This is a genomic window from Filimonas effusa (assembly GCF_004118675.1).
GTDB classification, from domain to species: Bacteria; Bacteroidota; Bacteroidia; order Chitinophagales; family Chitinophagaceae; genus Filimonas; species Filimonas effusa.
Map to the genome: position 1 here is coordinate 2,134,358 of NZ_SDHZ01000001.1, position 25,387 is coordinate 2,159,744.

General features: G+C 43.9%; 13 protein-coding genes. All 13 read right to left on the reverse strand.

What is annotated here, in order from left to right; genetic code table 11:
• Positions 1-5: 5 nt before the first annotated feature.
• Positions 6-2,807: a glycoside hydrolase family 2 protein gene (locus ESB13_RS07910; protein ID WP_129002464.1), complete on the reverse strand. Its 2,802-nt coding sequence runs from the start codon at positions 2,805-2,807 to the stop codon at positions 6-8.
• 8 nt (positions 2,808-2,815) lie between these two features.
• A complete protein-coding gene (locus tag ESB13_RS07915; RefSeq protein WP_129002465.1) occupies positions 2,816-4,264 on the reverse strand; it encodes a sialate O-acetylesterase in 1,449 nt (482 codons plus the stop codon).
• Positions 4,265-4,270: 6 nt separating this feature from the next.
• Entirely contained in the window at positions 4,271-6,070 is a 1,800-nt protein-coding gene (locus tag ESB13_RS07920; protein ID WP_129002466.1) for an exo-alpha-sialidase, read from the reverse strand.
• Between the two features lie 98 nt (positions 6,071-6,168).
• Positions 6,169-6,933: an SGNH/GDSL hydrolase family protein gene (locus tag ESB13_RS07925; protein ID WP_129002467.1), complete on the reverse strand. Its 765-nt coding sequence runs from the start codon at positions 6,931-6,933 to the stop codon at positions 6,169-6,171.
• A 20-nt stretch (positions 6,934-6,953) separates the two neighbouring features.
• Complete coding sequence (locus tag ESB13_RS07930; RefSeq protein ID WP_129002468.1) at positions 6,954-7,886, reverse strand: glycoside hydrolase family 43 protein; 933 nt, start codon at positions 7,884-7,886, stop codon at positions 6,954-6,956.
• Complete coding sequence (locus tag ESB13_RS07935) at positions 7,883-9,295, reverse strand: glycoside hydrolase family 140 protein (protein ID WP_129002469.1); 1,413 nt, start codon at positions 9,293-9,295, stop codon at positions 7,883-7,885. The genes ESB13_RS07930 and ESB13_RS07935 overlap by 4 nt, the downstream gene beginning before the upstream one ends.
• A gap of 44 nt (positions 9,296-9,339) precedes the next feature.
• On the reverse strand, positions 9,340-12,495 hold the full coding sequence (locus ESB13_RS07940) for a DUF6298 domain-containing protein (protein WP_129002470.1): 3,156 nt from the start codon (positions 12,493-12,495) through the stop codon (positions 9,340-9,342).
• Between the two features lie 11 nt (positions 12,496-12,506).
• Entirely contained in the window at positions 12,507-14,147 is a 1,641-nt protein-coding gene (locus ESB13_RS07945) for a polysaccharide lyase (protein WP_220399569.1), read from the reverse strand.
• 26 nt (positions 14,148-14,173) lie between these two features.
• The gene (locus ESB13_RS07950; protein ID WP_220399571.1) at positions 14,174-15,850 is read right to left on the reverse strand and encodes a polysaccharide lyase; all 1,677 of its coding nucleotides are present in this window, start codon (positions 15,848-15,850) and stop codon (positions 14,174-14,176) included.
• Between the two features lie 179 nt (positions 15,851-16,029).
• Positions 16,030-18,024, reverse strand: coding sequence for a RagB/SusD family nutrient uptake outer membrane protein (locus ESB13_RS07955; RefSeq protein ID WP_129002471.1), 1,995 nt, complete (start codon positions 18,022-18,024; stop codon positions 16,030-16,032).
• 29 nt (positions 18,025-18,053) lie between these two features.
• Positions 18,054-21,413: a SusC/RagA family TonB-linked outer membrane protein gene (locus tag ESB13_RS07960; protein ID WP_164974128.1), complete on the reverse strand. Its 3,360-nt coding sequence runs from the start codon at positions 21,411-21,413 to the stop codon at positions 18,054-18,056.
• Positions 21,414-21,512: 99 nt separating this feature from the next.
• Positions 21,513-22,175, reverse strand: coding sequence for a DUF3826 domain-containing protein (locus ESB13_RS07965; RefSeq protein WP_129002473.1), 663 nt, complete (start codon positions 22,173-22,175; stop codon positions 21,513-21,515).
• A gap of 370 nt (positions 22,176-22,545) precedes the next feature.
• Positions 22,546-25,314 carry a family 78 glycoside hydrolase catalytic domain gene (locus ESB13_RS07970; protein WP_129002474.1) on the reverse strand — a complete coding sequence of 923 codons (2,769 nt, stop codon included), beginning with the start codon at positions 25,312-25,314 and terminating at the stop codon, positions 22,546-22,548.
• Between the last annotated feature and the right edge of the window lie 73 nt (positions 25,315-25,387).

Here is a 25,387-nt window from a genome sequence, read left to right on the forward strand (position 1 = left end):
TATTACTATTTACCTGAAAAATCGAAGTACAAAGTCATGTGTAATGCCCTTGTAGGATCTTTCTCGTAGTCATAGAAAATATTTTTCATACCCATTGGACCTGTTGTTTCATTCCGCTGTGTTTTAGTACCAATACTACTGATACCCTGCATAAAGGAAATGTCACCTGAAGGGAAGATAGGCTCATAATTATGCCATTGATCCGTTTTCCACGCAGGTGTAAATAAACGCAGGAAGAGATCTTCATTGTCAGTATATACTGTAAAAGGTTGTGTGGTGGTTTGAAACTTACACCAGTACATGCGGGAATGATAGCCTTTAAACTCCGGATATATCCATGTTTCACCGGTTTCTGTGGTATTATAGGTTTTATTCCATACTCCAAAACGATTTCCTTTCAGCCTGTTCTTCCATACACGGTAAGGACCATCGCCCATATACGTCACACCTTTTATTTCTTTTTCAGGAAAGGAAAAGTTAACACCTACCACCGAAGTAAAGTAAGCTGCCGGGAAATAACTCACGTGCATTTTCACAATACCGGAAGGGTAAACCATCCATTGTAAGGTATTATAGCTTTCTTTGCGGTCAAATGTTGAAGTAATTACCAGGGTATCTCCCTGGAACTTGTGGTTAAACTGGCGAAAGTTATTAGCGCCTTCCTGCAGTACAGGACCATTATCTAAAGGCAACAGTCCCTTGGCATTTTCCACCTTTATTAAAATACCCGTATTCTTGTTAAAGCTGAGATGAATACCATTGGCAGTAACGAGTATTAAAGAATCCTTTTCCTGTAAAACCGGACGCCCCCCGGCATTGACCGGCAACAAGCCAGCTGTCACAGCCACAGGCGTAACGATGGGATAAGACCAGGTAAATAATTCTTTATTATTCCTGTCAACTGCTGTTACATATAATGCCTGGTATTGTGCCCAATTGGCAGGTAATTGCAGTTGCAGGCTACCTTTTTCTCCGGGCTTCAATGAAGGAGCAACTATGTTTCCTGAAATAACACCCTTCACTATAGTATCAGGATAACCTAGTTTCACCAGTTTCCAATTGAAACGGCATTGATCCATATTGGTGAAATGATAACGGTTTTCAATATTGAACTTTCCATCAAATGTTGCAGTAATTTCCCGGCGTTCCATATGAACCGGGCTCCATACCTCCTTAATGGTAAAAAAGCTTGCTTCTTTTTCATGATAAGGCCCTACAATACCATCAGCTCCTCTGTCTTTATCTGTATCCAGAGAGTCATGTTTATCTTTCCGGACTACGCCCTGGTCTGCAAAATCCCAGAGAAAACCACCGGCACTCAGCGGATTATGCCACATCTTTTCCCAATAATCGTCAATGCCGGCACCATGACCACCATCGTATTGGCCATGTAAAAATTCGGTAGGCATCACTATCTCCCTCCCATTCTCGTAATTACCTATGCCATAATTATACTCACGGTAATGCTGTGTTTCTATGCCATTGAAAAGCTGCCAGGGATGTACAAGCGGGCGCTGTTGAGGATCAAGCTCGGGAAACCAATGATCCAGTTCAAAATTATGTCCGCCTTCATTTCCATTAGCCCAGAAAACAATGGAAGGATGATTTACATCATGCGCCAGCATCTCCTTTACCAGCTTACTGCCGGTTTCAGTATCATAATTGCCATGCCATCCTGCAAGTTCGTCCATCACGTATAATCCAAGAGAATCACATACATCAAGAAAATGAGCATCCGGGGGATAGTGCGACATGCGAACTGCATTCATGTTCATCTCCTTCATTAGCAATGCATCGGCAATGCTTATATTTTTATTGGTTGTTCTCCCCGACTCAGGATGAAAAGAGTGACGGTTAACACCTTTGAATTTTATTTTAACACCATTTACATAAATGCCATCACGTTGCTTTAACTCAACAGTACGAAAACCCAATCGTTGATCAACCGTATGCACCAACCTGCCATGCTGTAGCAGTGTAAATGTTGCCTTATATAAATTCGGATATTCAGATGACCAGGCTTTAACATTGTTAAAGACAGTAGATATGCTTATCGGCCCAGACTCTCCCGCTATAGGCTTTTTAACGGGTTCGCCAATCTTATTACCATTTAAATCATAAAGCTGTACAGCTATCTCATCAGCTTTTTTTGATTTTATAAATACATTAGCCTTAAAGCCACCATTTGCTTTGGCATCTATTTCTGTTCTAACAATATGTTCAACGGGTAGCGCTTCAAGATATACTGGCCTGAAAATGCCACCGAAAATCCAGAAATCAGCTTTACGTTCTGCTTCATTTACAGAAGCATTAGACGAATGTTTGGCAACTGTAACTTCCACAAGGTTTTTAGCATTCCCATATTTCAGCAGGGAGCTAATGTCATAGCTAAAAGTATAAAACGCTCCCTGATGAATAGGACCGGCCAGCTTACCGTTAATCTTCACGGTAGCATCAGTCATTACCCCCTCGAACACAATGTTGATCTGCTTTCCCTTCCAGGATGCAGGTACAGAGAAATTATGCTTATATAAGCCACTTTCCTTGCCCCTGATACTATCCTTGGCAAATCCATAATCATACTTTCCAAATCCTTGTAATTCCCAGCAGGAAGGCACGGGGATAGTAGCCCATTTACCGGAGTTGCTGCCACCGGTACAGTAAAATTGCCAGTTAACGGTATTATCGCTACCTGTACCTGAGAGGTATAACTGTTCAGTAGACTGCGCGGCAGCTACAGTAATGCCACCCGCCAATGCCAGCAGTCCGGTTACTCGCCTGATAATATATCTCGTCTTTTGTATCATACAGTTTGTTATAACGATGCAGAAGGGATTGCAGGAACTGTCCATTGCAAAGCACCGTCAGTACGGAACGGCAGTGCCGGCAAGCCTTCCTTGTTATATAAATTAGGTTGTGCCGCCTCATGAAAAGCGAATTTTACAGCGGTCGGATTTTTAACACCGGGCGCAGACACCAATACTTTGCTGCCTTTGATAAAGGCACTGGCAGCTACATATTTGCCATCCGCCCCTGCCACAGAAAACCAGTTCAAAGGTTTGCCGTCATGAGAGATCAATCCGCTGCCAGTATACTTAAAGCTGATCTCTATTTGATTCCCTTTTCTTTTCATACTCGCAAACATAGGGCCGCTATACACTATATTTTTTCCATAAGTATTTGCCAATGCCCATTTCGACAGACGTTCACCTATTACCCATTTGTAGGAAGGATGCAAATCATTCAGATCATCATTCAGATCGGTTGTAACAACCATACCTGTTGAAGGGATCTTCATACCTAATGCCTGTGCTTCACGGAAAACCGCTTCGAAACATGTATCAAGTACTACGGCATCTTTTGTTTTTGAATAAAAAAATGGCGCTATCTGAGTGTAGTAAAAAGGTAATTGCGCATTCCCCCAGGCACTGCGCCAGCTATTAATCAACGCCAGCATCTTAGTCGTATACTGAGTGGTATCTCTAAGAAAACAATTACTTTCTCCCTGGTACCATAAGAAGCCCTTTATGGCAAAAGGCACCAATGGGGCAACCATTGGCTCATAGAATTTACCTGGATCTCCTTCCTGCTTCAGATCGTAAGCAGTAAAAGCCTGTTGTGGGATCCAGGGCTCGATACGACTGCCAGGAACGGCAGTGGAGATCATACCTACAGGCACCTTAAGTTGCTGCTGAAGTGCTTTACCGAAGAAATAACCGGCCGCCGAAAAGGAACGTAAGGCAGAATCTTCAGCCACACTCCAGTCACGATGATCAGGATTGGATTTTACTAACGTTTTCCTGTTCACAAGGAAGATTCTGAGATTACTGTTATTTGCATTAGCCACTTCATCTTTTGGGAAAGGTTGTCCGTTGGCCGGAGGCTTTATCTTAACCAGTTTACGCATGGCATATTCCATATTGGACTGGCCGGAACAGATCCAGACCTCTCCTACCAGGATATTTTTCAATACGATAGTTTCAGACCCTGTAATACGCATGTCCCGGTTCTCAGTGCTGGCTCCCATGGGATCCAGCATCAACTTCCACTTGCCAGCGGCGTCTGCTGTTACCTGCTTTTGCTGGCCTGCAAAACGCACTGTTATTAATTCACCTGCATCCGCAGTTCCCCATATGGGAACCCGCTGATTGGCCTGCAATACCATATCATGCCCTATAATACGAGGCAATAGGATGGTTGCATGCGCCTTTTTAGCGGTGGTAAGACCTAACAACACTAATGCTATACTATAAATTCTTTTCATCTTTTCCTATTGAACACTCAGATTCTCTAAATAATAAACTGCTTCTCTATCGATACGACCTGCATCAGGCACATCCCACATTTGATCGGTAGGAGTATCGGCATCAGGAAAACGCCTGATATCACCTGTACGGAAAGAAATACGGTGTACTGCATCAATAGGTGCAAACAACAGGTTGGCCCCACCTTGTACCTTCCCATTAACAGAAACAGTATAAAAACGATTGGCAGTATTCAGTTCAACTTTTATATCCAGTTTTTCTCCCGCCTTATAAGTATAAAGCTTTTTATTTCTATAGCCTGCCTTGGTCTGTAATGAACCGGTACTGTCGAACATCAATCTGAGGCCCGCATAACCGCGTGCATCCTGGAATTCCACCTGCAGAGATCCATGATTATCTTGCTGCGGTATAACAGTGAAAGAAGCTACCAGTCGTTTAGACGCAGGAATCACTCTTTCTGCTTTTGCATAATCGAAAGGATCTTTATCGTGAATGGCAAGTACCTGCTTGCCTTTAAACTGCTCAATAGTAACTCTGGCCCATACAGGACTAAAGATGTTCCACTCATCAAGAGCTTTATCGGCTGGCATTGTACTGAACACGTCATTTACAGGACCTGCAACTTTGTCACGAACAGGTGTAGGAATAGAGGAAACCCATAAATCTTCTTTATTCATACTGTAAGTAACCCAGAACCTGTTTCCCGGAGGCACACCGTCCCCTTCCTGAATACCTCTAACATACTGCGGGCCATAAGATTTATAATTACCACCATAGCGCATCGTGCTGATTTCGCCATTTACCAATAACAGATTCTTATAGTCCAGCCCATTGTCACTCACAGATATGGCAAGCGGCCAGCGGAATTCAGATGGATTGTAAACCGTTGCAAATTTGCCGTCAGGCATCTTCTGCCCCCATATTTTCGCATTTGCATTTACAAAGCCAGGCGCTCTCAGAGGCACATATTGCCATGTTTTACCATCATCCTTGCTGATGCTGGTCAATGCATATTTCCACAGCCCAACCGTCCGTCCGTCCGGCAGGTGATAAAAACTGAATGCTTTATATTGCTTTTTCAGTGGAATCAATACATCGTCACGATCAGCTTCTTCCACCCATTGCTGCATCATCAGTGGTTTGGAAAGCAGTTCATTGCAAGCCGCAACAAAAGCTTTATCCTTGCTTGATGCATAAAATGGATAAGATGTGTTTTTGGGATTGAAGGCGTGGTTATAACGGATAAAATAAATGGGACCGAATGTACCATCGGTCTTTATCTCACGAACGACCCTGCCTATGCCATTACCATCATTAGGATCATCTTTTGCATCTAGCGTAATGCCGTAAAAACCCAGCGCCAGTAATTTTTTGTTCGAGGCAGTATAAAACCCAATACGCTGGTGCATGGTAGCATACAGATCTTTTGCAACGACCGGATTGCCTTCCTTACGTGTGCCGTCAGGAATTTTATATTGCGGGAAAATCACAACCGGTTTAGACCAGTTTGCACCGTCTTTGGAAGTCAATAACGAGGTTTGACTGGGAGGAATGTGCTCACCAACAGGATCGGCAAGATACTCCAGGTAAAAGGTTTCATTCCAGTAGGCAAGCATGGGCGCGTGATTATAAGTCCAACCAAAGCCATCTGTTAATTCAGGATGCTCACGACTGGCACGCAAAACCTGGATGTTATGCACTCCTACAGCGGGACTAAGTTGCCCGTGATGGTAATCAACGTTACTAAGGGTCGAACCTGTGTAACGAACCGTATCTTGTGCCTGCGCCATGGTTAATGCAGCCATAGCGAATACACTGTATCCTAATTTATATATAAAACCGTTCATCAAGTCAGGGGAAGCAAGGGGATCACAGGAGAAAATATCCTATGATCCCTTTCCTTCTATTTCACTGCTTTCAACCAGGCTTCAGCCATAAGCTGAGCACCAGCCAACGTGGGATGTACCCCATCGGTAGTCCAGTAAGAAGCAGGAGCCTGCTGTAACGCCTTATCAAATACAGATTGATATGGAACGAATACAGCACCGTGAGCATTCGAAAGCTCACGGGCAACCTTACGGTATTCATCGAACGCAGGATACCATTTTGCATCTACCGCACTCACGCCGGTCAGCGCAAAAGGCTCCCCTATGATCAGTTTCACACCCGGAAGGTTTTCTTTGGAACGCTTTAAAAGCGCATCGAAATCGCTTCTGTAAGTTTCAATAGTTCCTTTATAGGTGCCTAATAAAAGATGCCAGAAATTATTCACCCCAACCAAAATACTTAACGTAGTGGGTTTCAATTCCAGGCAATCGGCATCCCATCTTTCTGCCAGCTGGTAAACTTTATTACCACTGATTCCTCTGTTATAAATACGGAGGCCTTTGGCAGCATGATCAAATAATAATTGAGATGCGGCAATACAGGCATATCCCCTGCCAAGGGCAACAGCACTGTTAACATCGTTGTCTCCCTTTTTTCTACCGGCATCTGTGATTGAATCGCCCTGAAAAAGCACTATTTCATTCTTCTCAAGGGACAGTTTTTTTACTTTCTGCTCCCCCGCATAAGCAGAAGATACAATAGCAGGCAAACTAATCGCGGCCGCAGTTCCTAAAGAGAACTGGCGGATAAAATTCCTACGGCTGCTTTGCTTATTATCCATTTTGAAATTTTTAATACGCGTTAAAGTTGCTGCTTTTTATGCAATAAATCCTTTTGCAATTGCTTTAGCTTTTTACAGCTTATAGGAACGATAGTACCATGTTTATGCCCCTCAGGAACGTGAACGCTATCGCTGATATCACGAAAACTACGAAAGTCGGTAGTAGCTGCCGCTCCAAACCTTTTTTTACCATAGTCATCATAATAAATCACCCATTCCTTACCTGTATTCACCACCGCCGGCCCTTCGGTCAACAAACCGGTAAAAGCCGGTGAAATATTGTTGTAGGGCCCCAGAGGACTTGCAGCAAAAGCAACCTTCAGATTGCGGTTAGGTCTTGTGTTATCCTTTAACACTAAAACATAATCTTTGGCAGCCCGTTTCAGAATCACCGCGTCAATAACGCTAAACCCAGGTTCCAGGAATAAACAACCCGGCGTAAAAGTTTTAAAGTCCTTGGTCACAGTATAATACATACGGTGGTTATTCTTCTCCTCTTCCACTCCTTTCGGATAACGGTTAGGAATGGTTGAAGCCCAGATAATGATATACCTGGCGCTATCAGCATCATAAAACAATTCCGGAGCCCAGACATTAACTGTTTCAGGCTCGTTTTTCATCACAGGCAGGAATTGTTGTTCCGACCAATGAATAAGATCTTTGGAACTGGCATAGCCAAATCCATTATCACCACGCCAGGCTGTAGTCCACACAAGATGAAATGTCCCATCAGGCCCCTGTACCATCGACGGGTCACGCATGATCTTCTGGCTTCCTATAGCCGGCGCCAGCATGTTGGAATCGAGATGTTCCCATTTATATCCATCACGACTATATAACATGCGCAAACCCGAAGTGGCCGGCTCGTTAAAAGACGTGAAGAGATATGCTTTCTTCGCTGTACCACACGAGGCCAGTAAACAAACTAATATGATATAAATGCTGTTCCTCATTTGCTGCTAATTCCCATGGTGGATATTGTATGTGGTTCATTTGTTCCATCTAGAACCAGCACCCAGTCATTGCCGTTTGCAGGTTCACCCGGAGGATTGAACTCCCTGGTTCCTTTGTTTTCAAAATCGCCAATCTGCTTATACTGGCCTGTACGCGGGTCGTACCAGCTGGCATGTACCAGTTTACCTGTGATCTTACCCAAGGCAATATTCATGTTACGGCCGGTGTACGTGTACACATAAACATAGTTTTTACCCCTGGTAGCCAACAGTCTTTCATATTTCTCACCCTGGCCTGAAGCTATCAGCGACTGATCGGGTATCCTTTCAAAATAAGGCCTCGCCAGCATCAGGTTTTTCAAATGAATCATCTGACCTGCTCCGGGATCATTGATAGCTTCATCCCAATAATCGTGCGCACCATAAGCACCAGTAGCAGTTTCGCTATGTTTACGCATTTGCATCACGGCATTATTGCCATAAGTGTATCCGCACCCGCCGGCAAATACCGACCAGTATCCATAACGACGTACATCTTCTGCTTTCCAGCGAACCTCCAGCGTATCATGCAATCCCTGAGGAATGCCTTCATAAGATGGTTCCGCATCAAAACTTGGCTTAAGTGGTTTCAGCTTAAGATCTGCTTCAACAAACTTCCAGTTGTCCTCGCCATAATGCAGAGGCTCATTCTTAGTGGTGTCCTGGTCATAACGACGGTGACCGGATTGGAAAGTATTAAAGTGCAACCAGGGTTGTTTATGAAACCAGATGGAAGAGGTAGTCCGGCCGCGGGGATGGAAAGTAATAAGATGCTTTTTATCCAGTTTGTATAAAGTATTACCTATTGTATTCCATACAGCCAGAGAATCACTCCCCTTAATATCACCGCCATTCATCCAGATGATATTAGGACGGGGGCCGTAACGTTTGGCAAGAAAACTTGCATATACAGCCGCCTGCTTACTATTCACATAGCCTTCTTTCACATCTGTACCCCAGATAGGCACCATAGCTACATAAATACCCATGGCTGCTGCCTGGTCTACAATATAATCTACATGTTGCCAGTAATCATGATCTTTCTTTAATAAAGGAGTAGCAACATTCCTCTTTATAAGAGCGCTGTCTCCATACACATTTGCCGCTTTAACTGTATGCAATACCATTGCCTGTATTACATTAAACCCTTTAGCCTTTCTGTCGCTTAAATATCGAACAGCCTCTTCACGCGTAAGCTTCGAAAACAGTAACCAACCTGTATCGCCAAGCCAGAAAAATGGACTGCCGTCGGCATTTGCAAAAAAACGATTATTCGACGAAATTTTTAGTGCAGGAGTGGTCTGTTGCGCTTCAACCGCAATACCTGCCATCAATAATAAGCAAAGCCAGGCTGTTCGTAATCTGTTCATCTTTTTATTATTTAAACGTTGAATACTTTGTGTATTCAGCATAATTATAATTTAGTTACCCAGGCCACAACAGTACCCTTGCGTGGCGATTTTAACGGTATTGCCTTTCCTCCCTGTACCTTCTGCTCTTCTTTCAATACCGCTCCATCTGATGGATTTATCCAGCGAACACGGAATTTCCCGTTAACACCTGTCAGATCAAGGTCCACATCCCCAGATTCACTATAAAAAATATAGGTTTTACCAGGATTTGCCAACAGATAAATCCCCCTTCCTTCTTCTTTAACAACAGGAGAAGTAGTAGCAGCATCAGCCAGAAACGCCTTGTTAATAGCAGGAACGTTAGCCAAAGATCCACCAGCCATAAAAACAGCCCATCCATTGCCATATGCATTATCTCCTGAATACATTACCGCCTTTCCGGAATAAGCCCTCCGGTACTCGCTTACCGCGCGATACACAGTTTCAGCTGAAGCACCCTTCGGACGTAAGATACGCGCCCATTGACGGGGAGCCAGGTTTTTACCTCCTTCAGGAGCATATAATTTACCATTTGTCTGATAATGCCAGTAACGGATATCTATAATGTCTATCACCTTTGAGCGTACAGGATCAGCCAGTATCGCATCCTGAACATCTTTGGTAGTAGCCAGGCCAACTAATGCATGTTTACCCGTCTCTTTCTCCCATTCAGCAACTACATCCAGCCAGAACTGTACAAAATGCAACGGCCCTGTGAATTCTTCACCTATAAGATGTATTACGCCATTATTAGATACGAAATTATTTAAGCACTGCCTGATATAAGCTCTGTGCAATTCGCGGCGTGCCGGCACTGAAATATCATAAAATTGCTCCGCCAGGAAAAGACGCTTATCACCCGCATAAGGCACAGGTTCAGGGAATCCTGTATGATTGATATTGTTAGCACTCCTCCAGGGAAAATCAGCATAATGTGCGCCGGCTTCTATAATATTATGTTGGAAATAATGTTGATTCACCAGAAGCAAACCTTTCTGATCCGCCAGGTCAGCATATTGCTCCAGCCGGTCAAAATACCACGTATTATATTTGGTAAGATCATACTTGCTGAGTCCATCCCATGCCAGCTCTTTGCCGCTGCGCGCAAAAGGAAGCTCATAAAAAGGTGGCCATACTTCACCATCCATCCTTCTGATACGTTCATGGTCATCACGGCGACGTTCGTACCATAAGCCATAATTCTGCTCCATGCCAGCCTGATTGTTAGCTACCATTGAATCAGTTAATTCTTCCAGGTCATCAGTTAATCCCGCTCCGGTACGGCCAGGTACAAAACGGGTAATTGCCGGTTTTGCCTTCAAAAGATCTGGAGCCAGCACGCCGCCTGTCCACCAGGGTACAGATAACCTGCTGCCGGTAAGCAGAGCTGCTCCGCGCACTACCCAGCTATTGTTAACCTGGAGAGTCGCAGCATAGGTCTTTGCTGCCGGCTTTTTTATTCCTATCTGGTCGATAGTCTTCACACCACCGGCAGCTACCGGTATTGTATGCTGGCGCATCATCTGGGGAATCCACTCCTTCATCGTCAGTTGTGGTTTGGCAGACCAGGCTGTTAATTCTGTCGCCTGTTCTACAGAAGGACTGCTTGAAGCATTCGTATTATTAACCAGTAATTGTGCTCTGTCATTTACATTGGCTTTCAAACGGTCTGCCAACTGAGCATAGTATAAGCTTCTGGGGTTTATACTTTCATTGGATGCATCCCAGAAACCATCTCCGGCAAATTGCGCCCAACTACCAAATGCCCAGTTTTGAGCAGTTGGTGGTTTATAACAATCTATTCTTGCCGCTGTACATTGCCATAGAACACTATTAGCTGCGCTCCATCCTGCTCCCTGGCCATCCTGACCACGGTTGCCAAAACGTAACGCATTGCCATCAATATTTACAATATCAAACAATACTCCCGAAGCCCAGCTGTCGATAGTTCCGCTGAACTGGTTCGCATTTGAAGCATCGCATTGTACAAAAACATTAGGACCAGGTGCACAAAAACCAACCGCAAAATCATGATAGCCGGCTTCTGAATATAAACGTTGGAATAAGGTCTGCCCACCGGAGGTAAAGAAAGTATACCTCCGCTGTCCTCCGATTTCAGAAACCGGATCAAAAGACATACAGTCCTCAACGGTTATTCTCCTTGCGGTTTCCAGCACATTCACAGCAGATCCTGCAAAATGTGAAAACTTAATCTGTCTTACCCAGGCGTCTTCTGCATTCTCCAGAGTAATAGCCATCCACCGGTGTGCTTCGTCTTTTGGATTAGTATTATCAAAAGCAGATTCCAATGACAAATTTTCAACGCCAACCTGGTTAATTCTGCCCGGCCAATCGTAGACAGCTATGGTAGCTCCCCCGTAAGTTGTATCCAGAGCAGTTGTCAATGGCGCATCAAGCGTTACAGTATTACCATTTACTGCTGCTACGGTACGGTCCCAGATGATATCGCGTTCGCCCGGTTTCCAGCCCAGCGCCGATACTCCACCTCCAAAGGTTACCGTACCCAGTGTTTGTATCCAGGCTGCTGTGGAAGGACGATGAATAACTACTTTATCACCGGCTTTAAAAAGTCCGGATTTAGCCACCCGGACCATCATGGCATTTACTGCCACATATGGGTCAGTAATAGCCTGTGCCATTTTTACCACCCTGTCTTTTTTCCCGGCAATACGTATCAGGGTCTGACGATCATGCCCCATTCCTTTCACTACCGTTTCCGCCCCACTGCCCCGGAGTATCACACCAGAGGCGCCGATGCGTAAAGCACCGGCAACCTCATAAACACCTTTTTCCAATAACACAGCCCCACGAATTCCATCGCTGCCCGGTTGTAAACCAGCAACATAATCCAATGCCGACTGTATACGTAAAGTAGCATCTTCCTTCGTTACAGGTACAACTACTTTTACTGCAGCATCAGGAATAGCCACCATTCCTGCTTTATATCCACTATAGGAGAAATCAGGAATACGGTCGCCGCGTTCATCGGCTGAATAAACCAGACGGCCATCCGCAGCAAGCTCAACCGGCAACGCAGGCCGGGCCTTCTTCTGGGCCTGAACACCAGAACCAGCAACCGCAAACACCAATGCCAGCAGACATCCTTTCCGGAGCAAAAGCCGAACGCTATAAAAGGAATAAGAATCGTTTAACAACATTTTGCTTATTATTAGTTGCGTGAAACAACAGGTTTTACCTGCTGCAAATTCACCACACTGTTCAGATACACCTCAATATTGGTATATCCTCCACCATTTTTTGCTAAAACAGACGCATCAGCAGGATCTTTCGGATTCAAACCATGCGCCTTTTCCCAGCTGTCAGGAATACCATCACCATCGCTGTCTTTATAAGGACTGCCTTTGTATTCCGGATAACCACCAACCTGACTGATATCTGAAATAATACCCTGCTTGTAAGAGTCCGCCGGTAACCTCCGTTTAATGAATTGACCGCCTACAGGAGGCTTTGCAGCTTCGCTGTATACGATCTTACCGGTGCGCACCTCCTCTACAATACGGCGATCAACGGGATCACGTTTAGGTAACGCAGCGCCTGCATTATCCAGTACATATTTAAAAGACGCTTCAGCCGTTAAAGTAGTAACCGCAGCCATGGGGAATGGCTTATCCGAACGGATGCTCTCAGTATAGCTGCCAGCATCAGGAAGATCCTCTATCTGCACACCACCATTCCAGTTATCTTTCGTTACCGCTTCGTTTCCTTCTACGATATTCCCATGTACATAAGCACGCCCGTAAGTATTCTTCTTATCAGCAGCACGACCAGACTCAGGCTTCAATATTCTGTGGGAAATTGGTTTGTCCGCCGGAGTTATAGGACCAGGCTTATAGTAATTATTAATAAAATTGAACAAAGAATTATTGTCGCCACCATCAGCAGAACGATTCCACCAGTTGAAAATAACATTGTTCACAAAACCAAAATCACCATACATGCCTACGGAAGGATTACGCGCTACGTTGTTTGCCCAGAGGTTACGCATAAACGTACTGTTTAATCCACCAATTGTACTTCCGAAAGCATGATTATAAGTATCGAGTGCTTCTGCAAAAATAGAATTCTGGATAGTGATATTCACCGCCGGCAACTTCTCTTGTTTTGCCCCTCCTCTATCATAAACATGCCTGTAAATAGACATGTTTTCATCTAACCCCCAGCTGGCAGAAACGTGATCTATAATAATGTTACCGACAGGATTACCGCCGAGTCCGTCATCACGACGTAAAACATCGGTAGCACCCCTGCGAAAACGCATATAACGGATCACTACATCATGCGTATCAATCCAAACAGATTCACCTGCAATACAAACACCATCACCGGGAGCCGTTTGACCAGCTATGGTGATATAAGGTGCACGTATAATAACAGGTGACTGTAATTTGATGATACCTGCTACGTTAAAAACAATAGTTCTGGCACCACCTTGTTCACAGGCATCTCTGAAACTACCCGGACCACTATCAGCCAAATTGGTCACCACATATACTTTCCCGCCACGGCCTCCAAAAGAAAAGGCTCCGCCACCTTCCGCACCCGGAAAAGCCACAATAGCAGCTTGTGGAAGATCAGAAGGCTTTGACGCCCATGGCACATATGGTTTGCCTTCTTTTTCAATAACCGGCAAAGCTTTTTGCCATGCCAGGTCTGAACGTTTTTTTGCTTCTGCTAATGCAGAATCACCCTTTGCTTCCAGTGCTTTTGGAATCGTGGGATACTGGGCCTCCACCCTCAGAAACATACCAACACTGCAAATACCCAGCGCTATTGCCAAACATTTATTCATAACTGGTAAACTTCTATTGGTTTTAATTATTTGGAAGCAGTGGTTACAGGTCTTACTGTATTAATATCCACTACACTATTCAGATATACTTCGATATTAGTATAGCCTTTGCCATTACGGGCCAGCTTCGAAGCATCAGAAGCATCTTTAGGATTCAATCCCATCTTCACTTCATAAGCATCAGGCATACCATCATTGTCGGAATCTTTATAAGGAGTTCCTTTATATTCAGGATAACCACCTACCTGCGCAATCTCGGTGATGATACCCATTTTGTAGGAGTCACGTGGTAAACGTCTGTGTTCAAAATTGAATTCAGGCAGTTTTACATTTTCCAGGTACTTGATCTTGCCGGTTTTTACTTGCTCGATCACACGTGTATCAACAGGATCCCTCTTAGGCAAATTAGCACCAACATTTGTCAGCACATAACTATAAGCATCTTTGGTAGGAAGGATCGTAAACTTAGGCATCGGAAGAGGCTTGTTCACTTTCATCGCAGCAAAATAAGCGCTGGCTTGCTCAAATGTCATCAACTCGCCTTTCTTATCTTCAAGCTGCACACCGCCGTTCCAGTTATCTTTAGTAACCTTGTCATTACCTTCAATGATATTACCGTTCACATAACAACGTCCGAATACAACGTATGGCAGCTTACTGCGGCCTGATTCAGGTTTCAGAATACGATAGCTGATAGGATCGCTCAGGTTAGTTACCGGACCTGGCTTGTAATAGTTATTGATGATATTATATAAAGCGGTGTAATCACCACCATCGGTAGAACGGTTGTTCCAGTTAAACACTACGTTATTGGCAAAGTTGAAAATACCATTCCAGCCAATAGAGGGGTTACGGGCAGCGTTATCGGCCCACAGGTTACGCATGAATGAACAGTTTTCACCGCCTAATGTACTGCCAAATGCATGGTTCCAGTAATCCAGTGCTTCAGAGAAGATAGAGTTTTGAATAGTGATGTTCACTGTGCCCTTTTTCTCCTCCATTTTCCCGGTGCTGTCGTTATACATGTGACGATACATAGACATGTTCTCATCTAGTCCCCAGCTTGCAGAAACGTGGTCGATCATGATATTACCAATGGGATTTCCACCGATAGCATCATCGCGACGGCCCACAAACGTTTCTCCACGACGGAAACGCATGTAACGGATCACAACATCATGCGTGTTGATCCATACCGATTCTCCGGCCACACATACGCCATCACCCGGAGCAGTTTGCCCCGCAATGGTGATATAAGGCGCTCTAATGATCAAAGGAGTTTTCAAACGGATAATACCTGCTACATTGAACACAATGATACGCGCACCACCTTGCTCACAAGCCTCACGTAACGTACCCGGACCATTATCTTCCAGGCTTTTTACCACAATCACTTTGCCACCGCGGCCACCAAAGCTATAAGCACCGCCACCTTCTGCACCCGGAAAAGCCAATAATTCAGATTGAGGAAGATCGGTAGGACGGCCAGCCCAGGGAATATAAGGCTTGCCTGCTTCCGCTTCTTTCTTAATAACGGGCAATGCTTTTACCCAGGCCTCATCCGATTGTCTTGTAGCCGCTTTCATCAAACTATCAGATACACGTTTTGCTTCCTCTGGCACTTTAGGATATTGAGCCATAACTGGCTCTACTGCTAGAGAAGCTAGCACTACTGTTCCTAAAATATAATTTTTGATATTCATTCTTAAAACCTTTTTAATATATACGCAAGAAGATGTTAATTTTTTTAGCTACGTTTTAAATTAAAAAAGAACATCAAACAAATCATAAGATACGCATATGATTTGTTTGATATTCTCTATAGAAGAAGATGAATGACAGACAATTGAAATTAATAGTTCTGTCTGTCATTCATGCGGAATTATTTCCGGTATTCAAATGTACCAGGTACACCACTGTAATCCAACCAACCCTTGGTTTGTTGCAACCATGTATTATTGGAAAGAACAGAAGCGTTTAAACCAGAAATATAATAATGTGGCCTGAACAGGATGGTCAATGGCTGGCTGCTGGCATCCTTATCCATTGGGACATCTGTATCGGTAAGAACGAGGTTATCCTTATAAAATGTTCTCAGTTTTACAAGCTGATCCTGGAAGGTAGATGCATCAGGATCAATTGAGATACCAGTTCTTGCTGATGCCAGAGGATCGGCAGAGGCAGCGCCACCTGTTACTGTTTTATATTGCCAGTATTTACCTGTACGTTTTGTACCATTTAATGGAGTTACACCCAAGGCAGTACAGGTATTTCCGGTAGAAGCATCATCACTATACAGCATCCAACGGTGAAGATCCCAGAAACGTTTCCCTTCATAAGCAAGTTCAATACGACGCTCATACAGGCAAGCTTCAATTGCTGCATGCCTGCTGGCAAGAGTACCTATACCATAATGATTAGCAGCAGGAATCCCCACACGCTTACGGATTTGTTCCAGATAAGAAACAGCACTATTAATATCACCTGTAGCAGCATAACATTCAGCTATATTAAGCAGTAATTCGGCGTAACGATATTCAAAGATATCGGTACCGGAAAACGCTAAACCAGTAGAAGTACTTGCATTAGGATTAGACATTTTACGCACAACAACAGGACTCATCGTATTGTTATTGTCAGAATAGGTCACTGCAGATGTCGCAGCACCGTACTTCCACCTGTAAATCCACACTACAGCATCTGGACTTTCTTTGGTGCCCCATTTACATCCGGAGAAAGCGAACGTACGATAAAACCGGGGGTCTCTTTTCATAAAAAACGTGTCAGTAGCATAATTAACGCCTTTGACAGGGCGTGAACCATCCGCCATAGGGAATGCATCAATCATTTCCAGAGGAACAGAAACACCACCACTACCAGTTTGTGAGGTCAGTCGGATACTCCTTTCCCAGCCATTGCTATTGATACCTGAAGAAGCGTTCGAGCTGGAAAGTAATTGCACAATAATAGCCTCAGGATTGAATGCATTATCATTGGCATAAGTCATCTGCCCCCACTCTTTTGCAGTAGATCCATATAAGCCATAACCCGCAGTTTTAGCAGCAGTTTCCGCTGCAAGACCAGCAGCAAGTGCTTTCTGCCAGCGACTGTTACCTGCATTATCCCAGTCAGGATTAAACAAAGGACTTGCAAAAGTCAATAATACACGACTTTTTAAAGCAAGCGCTGCTACGCTTGAAAGGCGGCCCCAGCTATTGGCATTGGCTACTTGGTCCCATCTTGCTGGTAACAGGTTGGCTGCAGTATCAAGATCAGCCACTATCTGGTTAACAACTTCCTCAGGAGTAGCACGGGGAAGCTTAATGCTTTCATCGTAAGCATCAGCGTTCTGAACTGTAGTAACAATTGGCACACCACCGTATACACGCATCAGATCAAAATACTGCATGGCACGCATCACTAAAGCCTGGCCACGGGTAGTATTCCTAAAGCTCTGTGAAAGCGATTGGGCACCAACAGTGTTAATTTTATCAATGAGAAAATTCAGGTTGCGGATACGTGAATAAGAGTTGTTGGTAATACCAGTTGATGGTGGAGCGCCATAATAGTCGCTTGCATCAGACGCATTGATCAGCGTCTTTTGTGGGTTGATCCAATCTCCAATACCACCAATCTCCTCTGTCATTCCAGACCTGTCACCATTGTAGACCCCAACAAGAGTTTGGGTGGGAGATTTATAGGCATAAAAGAAATCGTAGTACATCCGGTCCAAATACCAACCGGTTTGAGTTTCATTTGTAAATATAGTTTCACCATATTTATCATAGCTCTTCATATCCTCCATGAATTTCTTGCTACAACCAGTAGCTACGAGAATAGCGAATGATAAAAAATAAAGTAATTTATGCTTGTTCATAACCTTTACAATTAATGATTAACAGCCAATTAGAATGACAGATTTACGCCCAGTGCCCAGGTTCTGAGTGTTGGGTATCCAAGTGTTGGAACATCGTACATATTCCTGTATTTATCAGGATAAGGGTTGTACAGGTCCCACAGATTCATTCCAGAAAGAAATACACGTGCATTATCAAGGCGCGCCTTTCTCACTAAATCCTTAGGCAAGGCATATCCAACACTGAGGCTGCGGATTACGCAACGGAAGGAAGATATTTGCCAGAAATCCGAATTAACCGAGTTTTGATCATAATAAGCCAGGTTAGGATATTTGCCGTTAGGATTATCAACCGGATCAAACATGTCATTCAGGTAAGACTCATGAGACCAGAACAAACTGGTTGAAGCAGTGTTCTGCTTAACATAATCGATGGAATTATATCCACCCCATGATGTGGCAATCTGAGCCTGAAAAGTCAATCCCTTCCAATCAAGGTTCAGGTTAGTGGTAATAGCTCTCGTTATATTCTTCTTAGCAAGTTTCACAAAATCCTGATCTTTAAGAATCTGGCCGTTCTTGCCCGCAATAGTCTTGTCAGTTGAATTCAGATTACCAGCCTGATCTTCATAAGCCAACATACCTGTTTTTAGGAAAGATTTTTGCGTATTTCCCATGTAAGCAGGACTAGTACCGGCAGCAGTAGCTAATTCAGTAAGATAGTTCCAGTAATTGTCGATATCAGCCTGAGTTCTTAACAATCCATCGCCAGTGCTTGTACCCTTCCAGGTCTGAAAGCCCCAGGCAGGATAAATTGTAGAAACACCTTCTTGTCTTTGATTGGTAGAAGGATAGTTATAGGCTATAGGGAAGTATTTAACCACCTTGTTATCGCCCCAGCTATAGTTCATTGAGATGCCATAATTCACATTACCAACCTTATCTTTCCAGTTAACGGTGATATCAGTACCCCAGGCATTTAAAGAAGCATAATTCTGTTCAGCAAAAGCACCACCAACAGAAACCGGTACACCAATCTGGCCTGCCATAGCAGTTAACATGTCCCTGATCTTATCATAGTAACCATCGATACTAACAGATAACCTGTTTTTCAGGAAAGCCGCATCAATACCAATGTTCTGCTTGATCGTACGATCCCATTTCACATCTCTGTTAGGAGTAACGGAAGGAGTAACACCTCCAACAAGCGCACCACCGTTAGTACCAAATCCTAATCCCTTGTCAGCCGCATATTCGTATAGCTGCATCCATTTCCAACGAGTCAGGTTATCGTTACCGGATTTACCAAGAGATGCACGTATCTTCAGATTATCCACCCAGCTCACACTATTCTTAAACCAGTCTTCACTGGAAATATTCCATCCGACAGACACACTTGGGAAGAAACCCCAGTAATTTTCAGGAGCAAACTTGGAAGAAGCGTCAGAACGGAACTGGAACTGAACCATGTACTTACTGCGATAGTTATAGCTTACGCGACCCAGGTACGACAAGTTACCACCCTCTGTACGGTTGGTTATCGTATTGCCTGTATTTAATGTACCCGCAGAAGAAGATGTTCCGTTATAACCATTCGCAATAGGGTTATCATATAATAACACCTTCTTACCATAATTCTGTATACCTTTTTCAATTGAACCTACTGCCGATACGTTATGAAATCCGAAAGTACGGTCATAGTTCACATAAAAGTTTGTTTGCTGAATTTTACCGGTAACATCGGTATAACTAACCCTTGAACCATTTTTGTTTTCAGCAACATTCCAGGTAGTTTGATCTCCATACAAATGTCGATCGGTTTGGTTTGTATTAGTTCCAATAGCTAAGGTAATAGGCATAGATACCTGCTCTGTATTTTCTGTAGAGTAAGTAATAGCATATGTACCTTTAATAGATAAACCTTTTACATAAGGAATATCATATTGTAAACCAAAATTGGTGTTGTATGAGAATGTTTTAGTGTTGGTATTAGAACCATTTTTCAATTGGCCAAAATAGTTCCAGCCAGCCATGTTGTTCTGTCCGGCAGGAGAAGATAATACTCTGTAGGGGCCTAATGCAGGTGAAATATAACGGTCTGTACCATTCACATTAAACTGCCATGGAATATATTTAGGCATGTGATTAAGAACGTTATAATCGGCTTGCTCGCCACCAGCCTGTGTATAAGGATCACCGCTCATGCTCAGTTTGGTAAATGATTTCAGTAAATCATTATTGTTTGCAGAAATGGTAGCAGTCAGTTTCAGGTTATTCATAACCTTTACTTCAGTACCTGTACGGAATGTCCAACGATTGTAATCCTGATCACCAAGGTTTGCTCCTTGTGTTAAATACGTAATACCTGCAAAATAAGTACCTCTGTCACTACCACCGTTTACGTTCAGTGAATGCTGAGCGTTGGTAGAAGCACGCCAGGCTTCTTTCAGCCAGTCATAATTTAATGACTTCATACTCTCCAGCTCGGCTGCACTAAACATATTGCTCTCAGCCCAACCGGATGCACGTCCAAAACGGTTTGCAAAGATACCGTGTTCGTATGCACTCATGGTTTTAATATGGCTAACAGCATCGGAACGCTGAAATTTACCGGAATAACTGATTTTGGCAGGTCCGTTCTTACCTTTTTTGGTCTTTACCAGAATCGCACCCTGAGATGCACGGGAACCATAAATAGCAGCGCTACCATCACGTAATACGGTAATGCTTTCTACTTCTGAAGGATCCAGTAGGTTGAACTGATCCATACTAGGTAAACCTGTATTAGGATCAAGCTGGATCACATCATCTATAATAACCAGTGGTAAAGAAGATCCACCATCTTTACCAAAAGCAAATTGCTGACGAATGCTGATGGTTGGGTTAGTACCAGGACGGGTACTGCCACCGGAAACGTTCAATCCGGGAGCTTGTCCACGTAATGCCTCACCAACAGTGGCTACCGGCATATCTTCCAGTTTCTTAACGTCAAGAGAAACCACAGAACCTGTAACGTTCTTGGCTTTTTGTGTACCGTAACCAACGACGATAACTTCTTCCAGGTTCGATTCTACAACGGCAGCCATCTGAACATCTACAGTAGATCTTCCTGCTACGCTGATCTCCTGTTTTCCCATACCAACGAAAGAAAACACAAGAGTACCATTTGATGGTACATTAAGACTGTAAGAGCCATTGGATCCTGTCTTTGTGGCTGTCTGAGATCCTTTGATCTGAACTGTAACATCGGATAAAGGTTCGCCTTTATCATTGGTTACCTTTCCGACAACCAATTTCCTGACGGAAGAGGCTGTTGCTGAAGAGGACTGCTTGGTTGAATCCTGCGCTTGTAATGCTATGGGGGCAGCTGTGGTTAAAAAGACACCCATGACAAGCAATATCTGTTTCATAAGCATGTATTTAGGCAATCGATTAAATTGTGATGTAAAATTATTAGGGCTGTACATGGTAAACAATGTCAAATTTTGTTATACTAATGGACTATTTTCCTATTTGGAATTATTGCGGGCTTTTATACGCGCCTGCCACTCTTCGCCTGCCTTCTTCATATCGATACCGGCAGCCGATAAATAGTTGTTGATACGACCTTTGTATTTGCCGAACCAGGCGTGTTTCGCTTTCGAAGACTCGGCATCCATCGCATACTCACGGGCTTCGGTAAGCCAGGTGAGGATCTGTGCTTTCTGCTCCTTCGTTAGATCAGGAAGCATATCCTGGTAAGCCGCATAAGTATTGGGCAATACATTATAGGTCATCCCGTTTTTGATCGTTTCTATCTGGGAGGTTGTTAAATCGGCCGACAGGTTGGCCAGATACTGTTTGTGTAATTTGTTTACACGCACTTCTGCTGCTGTGGTAATAACTTTTAGCTGAGAATCTATCCCCTGTTTTGTACCGCCGGAAGCTTTAGCAGCCTTTACAGCAGCATCACGTTCTTCCTGGATGGCACTAAGCTGAAGGTATTGCTGCGCAACAACCTTGGTTACCCGGGCCGATTTTGCAACATTCTTAATAGCCAAAGGAGCTACTACTTTAGCTGCACGTTCCTGGATAACTCTTTGAAAAGCTGTATCGGGGTTTTGCTGGGCAATGAGGGGAGAGAAAAAAGCTGCAAGAATAAGCAGGCAAAAGGCACTGAACAATCGTTGCATAAGTCTGTTTTTAATCACTTATTTATGGCACTAAATTACCGGCATCGCCGAGGGTAAACAATGTCAGATTTAGCTATTATAATGGAACATCTTCCTATTTGTTAATAATCATATTCTAACAAAAGCCTACTAACAACCCCTGAAACTAGAGGTTACAGGTATACTGAACCGTGTCCCCCGGAACAACGGCAAAACAATATCATGGATTTTTTATCGAAATGGGAAGGTCACAGGTATGGGAGGTGGTCTCACTTCGCCTTCGATCACAATTCTCTGGATCCAAAGTTTTAGCTTTTTTGGCTAACAACCAAAAGCCAAAACAAATTTCAGCCAACTTTAATATATAAACCTAAGATTAAGGACAATATAACTATTTGATCGTAAATATATAACTGCCTGATCCAACATCAACCGGGATCCTGCCCTGCTTTTCGGCATTTACCTTTATCGCCTGCCCGTTACGCAACAGCTTACCACTCTCATAAATAGCAGCTCCCTTAACAGCCGGCAGGTATACTGTCGCCGTGGTATTACACGGTATTTCCACCTTTAACGCAAAAACATTCTCTTCTTTTTTCCAGCTGCTGGCAATACGGCCATAAGGTGAATCGTACCATGCATCTGCCCAGGTAAGATCTCCTGCCAGCTCAGGCTTAATTACGATTTTATTGAAAGCAACGGAACCTTCGGCAGGTTTGATCCCCGCAAGTCCGCTGTAAAACCATTCCAGGATATGCCCCAGCATAAAGTGGTTGTTGGAAACAACAGGCGAAGCAACCCACGACTCCGTAAGCGCTGTAGCCCCCTTCGCCAGTTGGTAACCATAACCCGGCACATCAGGGTTACTGTTCATATCATAAATAACATCTGAACGCCCCTCATCGGCAAGTACCTGTATCAGGTAACGATAACCGATATCTCCTGCTGTAAGACTGTTATTCCTGCTGCGGATATCCTTTACAATATTTTCTACTACCGCATTCTTATATTGCGGCTCAACCAGCTTCATGTAAACCGCTATCGCATTGGCAGCCTGGCTCCCCGTCCCATATTGTCTTTTGTTCTTATCAAAGAATTTATCATTGAAAGCCTGCTTCACCTTGGCTGCCAGCGCAGCATAACGTGCTATATCTGCAGTTTTACCCAGGAGTTTTGCAGCACGCTGCATGATCACCAGGTCGTAATAATAGTAGGCTGTTGCCGTAAGCCCCATGGGCGTTAACTGGCTGAAACCCGAACGTTCCGGCCCTACATCATACCAGTCACTTAAACCATGCGCTACAATATACCCCTTCGACTTCGATCCCAGGTAATCAACATATCGCTGCATAACGGTATAACTGTTTTTCAGCGTAGCCACGTCTCCATACCATTCATATAAATACCAGGGTAAAATAACCCCGTTGCTTCCCCATTCGGGAGAATCACGGAATACACCATCCGCAAAATCCATAATAGTATATTCAGGTACCGTTGCAGGAATAAGACCGTCAGCCGTTTGCGCAGTTTTTATATCCCCCATCACCTTACGGCATAAACTTGCTATATCATAATTGTACCGGATAGAATTTCCAACCAGGTGCACTTCCTCCTGCCATCCAAGCCTTTCACGGTGTGGACAGTCGGTAAAAATACTAACCATATTACTGCGAATAGACCAGTCTATCAGCTTGCTGGTACGATTGAATAAATCGTTTGAAGAGATGAAGGCGCCGCATTGTTCAGCTGCATTCCGGGTATGCAGCATTTTTACTTCTTTAAGTACATTGTTACTGCCGGCTGCCCCTTCCGGAGCCGCTCCTTCTATTTGTATATAGCGGAGACCATAATAGGTAAAACGGGGCTGCCATTCTTCTATCCCCTCTCCCTTCAGAATATAATCGTAATAAGCAGGTTTACCGGTGGCCTTCTGGCTGGCAGAGCCGTCTTCCGCCAATAACTCAGCCGGTATGATCCTTATAGTATCCCCTCTTTTCCCCTGCACGCTTATCATGGGAATACCTGAAGCATTTTGCCCCATATCGAAAACATATACACCTTCGCTCAAACGGCTGGTCTTAACAGGGCTGAAATGTTCAAAGATCTTTAAAGGAGCCGCCATCTGCGATTTCAGAACCGGCGTACCATCGGTAACTTTTGCCTTATTCCAGCCAGCATCATTAAAGCCGGCAGTGTTCCATCCTTTTTGCTCCAGGCGTGCATCATAATCTTCTCCACCATAAATACTGCTATAAGTAACCGGAGACGCCGCCGTTTTCCAGGAAGCATCACTTATCACATCTTCCACACTTCCATTCTGATACTCCAGCTGAATACGGCACATCATCTTGGGATAACCATAAGCGCTCGTAAGTTTCCTGTAACGTTTATCACGTGGAGTGTAATAAAAGCCATTACCCAGCATTACCCCTATTGCATTATTGCCTGATGCCAGCTGATCTGTAATATCAAAGCTTACATACAGCGCTTCCTTATCATATTTAGTCCATCCCGGATCAAGGAAATGATCACCGGTCTTGACTCCGTTAACGCTCATCTCAAATTGACCCAGTCCCACAATAAAAGCAGTAGCCTTTTTTAGCGGACTTTTTACTGTAAATGTTTTACGCAATAAAGGCAGTATATTATTCGAAGTTCCAAGGCTTTTATCACCTTTTCCATGCAATGCCGGAACAATCTTCTCTGCATCGGGCAATATATCATGGGCAATCCATTGCGCCCCCTTCCAGTCTGTTTTGGTAAAAAGACCTGCACGCCAGTAAGCAGGCGCACTCCATGCCGACATATTTCCTTTATTATCCCACACTCTTACTTTCCAGAAATACTGTTTGGCAGCCTGTAATGGCTTGCCGGCATATTTTACCATCACAGATGCACCAGTGTTCACTTTCTTCGAATCCCACATATTTCCCTTGCCAGCTGCCAGCAAAGCAGCATCATCCGATACCAGTACCTGGTACGCAGCCTGTATAGTATTTCTTTGCGCAGCTTGTATATTCCAGCCGAAATGAGGCTCTTTTACATCAATACCAACAGGATTTACACTATTTTCACAGCTCAGCCGGCCAAGAGAGAGAGACTGGGCGCCAACAATATTTACCGAAAAAAGAAATAGAATGGCAAGCGTGAATTTATACATGATAAGGTTTTTCCTTAGTTTTAGGTCGCAAATTTACCTACCTCTGAACAACTACACCGCAATTTTACTTTTT

Coding starts and splice junctions, on each gene's coding strand:
- ESB13_RS07935 (WP_129002469.1), bottom strand. CDS start 9,295: ATGAACAGATTACGAACAGCCTGGCTTTGCTTATTATTGATGGCAGGT.
- ESB13_RS07930 (WP_129002468.1), bottom strand. CDS start 7,886: ATGAGGAACAGCATTTATATCATATTAGTTTGTTTACTGGCCTCGTGT.
- ESB13_RS07960 (WP_164974128.1), bottom strand. CDS start 21,413: ATGAAACAGATATTGCTTGTCATGGGTGTCTTTTTAACCACAGCTGCC.
- ESB13_RS07950 (WP_220399571.1), bottom strand. CDS start 15,850: ATGAATATCAAAAATTATATTTTAGGAACAGTAGTGCTAGCTTCTCTA.
- ESB13_RS07955 (WP_129002471.1), bottom strand. CDS start 18,024: ATGAACAAGCATAAATTACTTTATTTTTTATCATTCGCTATTCTCGTA.
- ESB13_RS07925 (WP_129002467.1), bottom strand. CDS start 6,933: ATGGATAATAAGCAAAGCAGCCGTAGGAATTTTATCCGCCAGTTCTCT.
- ESB13_RS07945 (WP_220399569.1), bottom strand. CDS start 14,147: ATGAATAAATGTTTGGCAATAGCGCTGGGTATTTGCAGTGTTGGTATG.
- ESB13_RS07915 (WP_129002465.1), bottom strand. CDS start 4,264: ATGAAAAGAATTTATAGTATAGCATTAGTGTTGTTAGGTCTTACCACC.
- ESB13_RS07910 (WP_129002464.1), bottom strand. CDS start 2,807: ATGATACAAAAGACGAGATATATTATCAGGCGAGTAACCGGACTGCTG.
- ESB13_RS07920 (WP_129002466.1), bottom strand. CDS start 6,070: ATGGCTGCATTAACCATGGCGCAGGCACAAGATACGGTTCGTTACACA.
- ESB13_RS07965 (WP_129002473.1), bottom strand. CDS start 22,175: ATGCAACGATTGTTCAGTGCCTTTTGCCTGCTTATTCTTGCAGCTTTT.
- ESB13_RS07970 (WP_129002474.1), bottom strand. CDS start 25,314: ATGTATAAATTCACGCTTGCCATTCTATTTCTTTTTTCGGTAAATATT.
- ESB13_RS07940 (WP_129002470.1), bottom strand. CDS start 12,495: ATGTTGTTAAACGATTCTTATTCCTTTTATAGCGTTCGGCTTTTGCTC.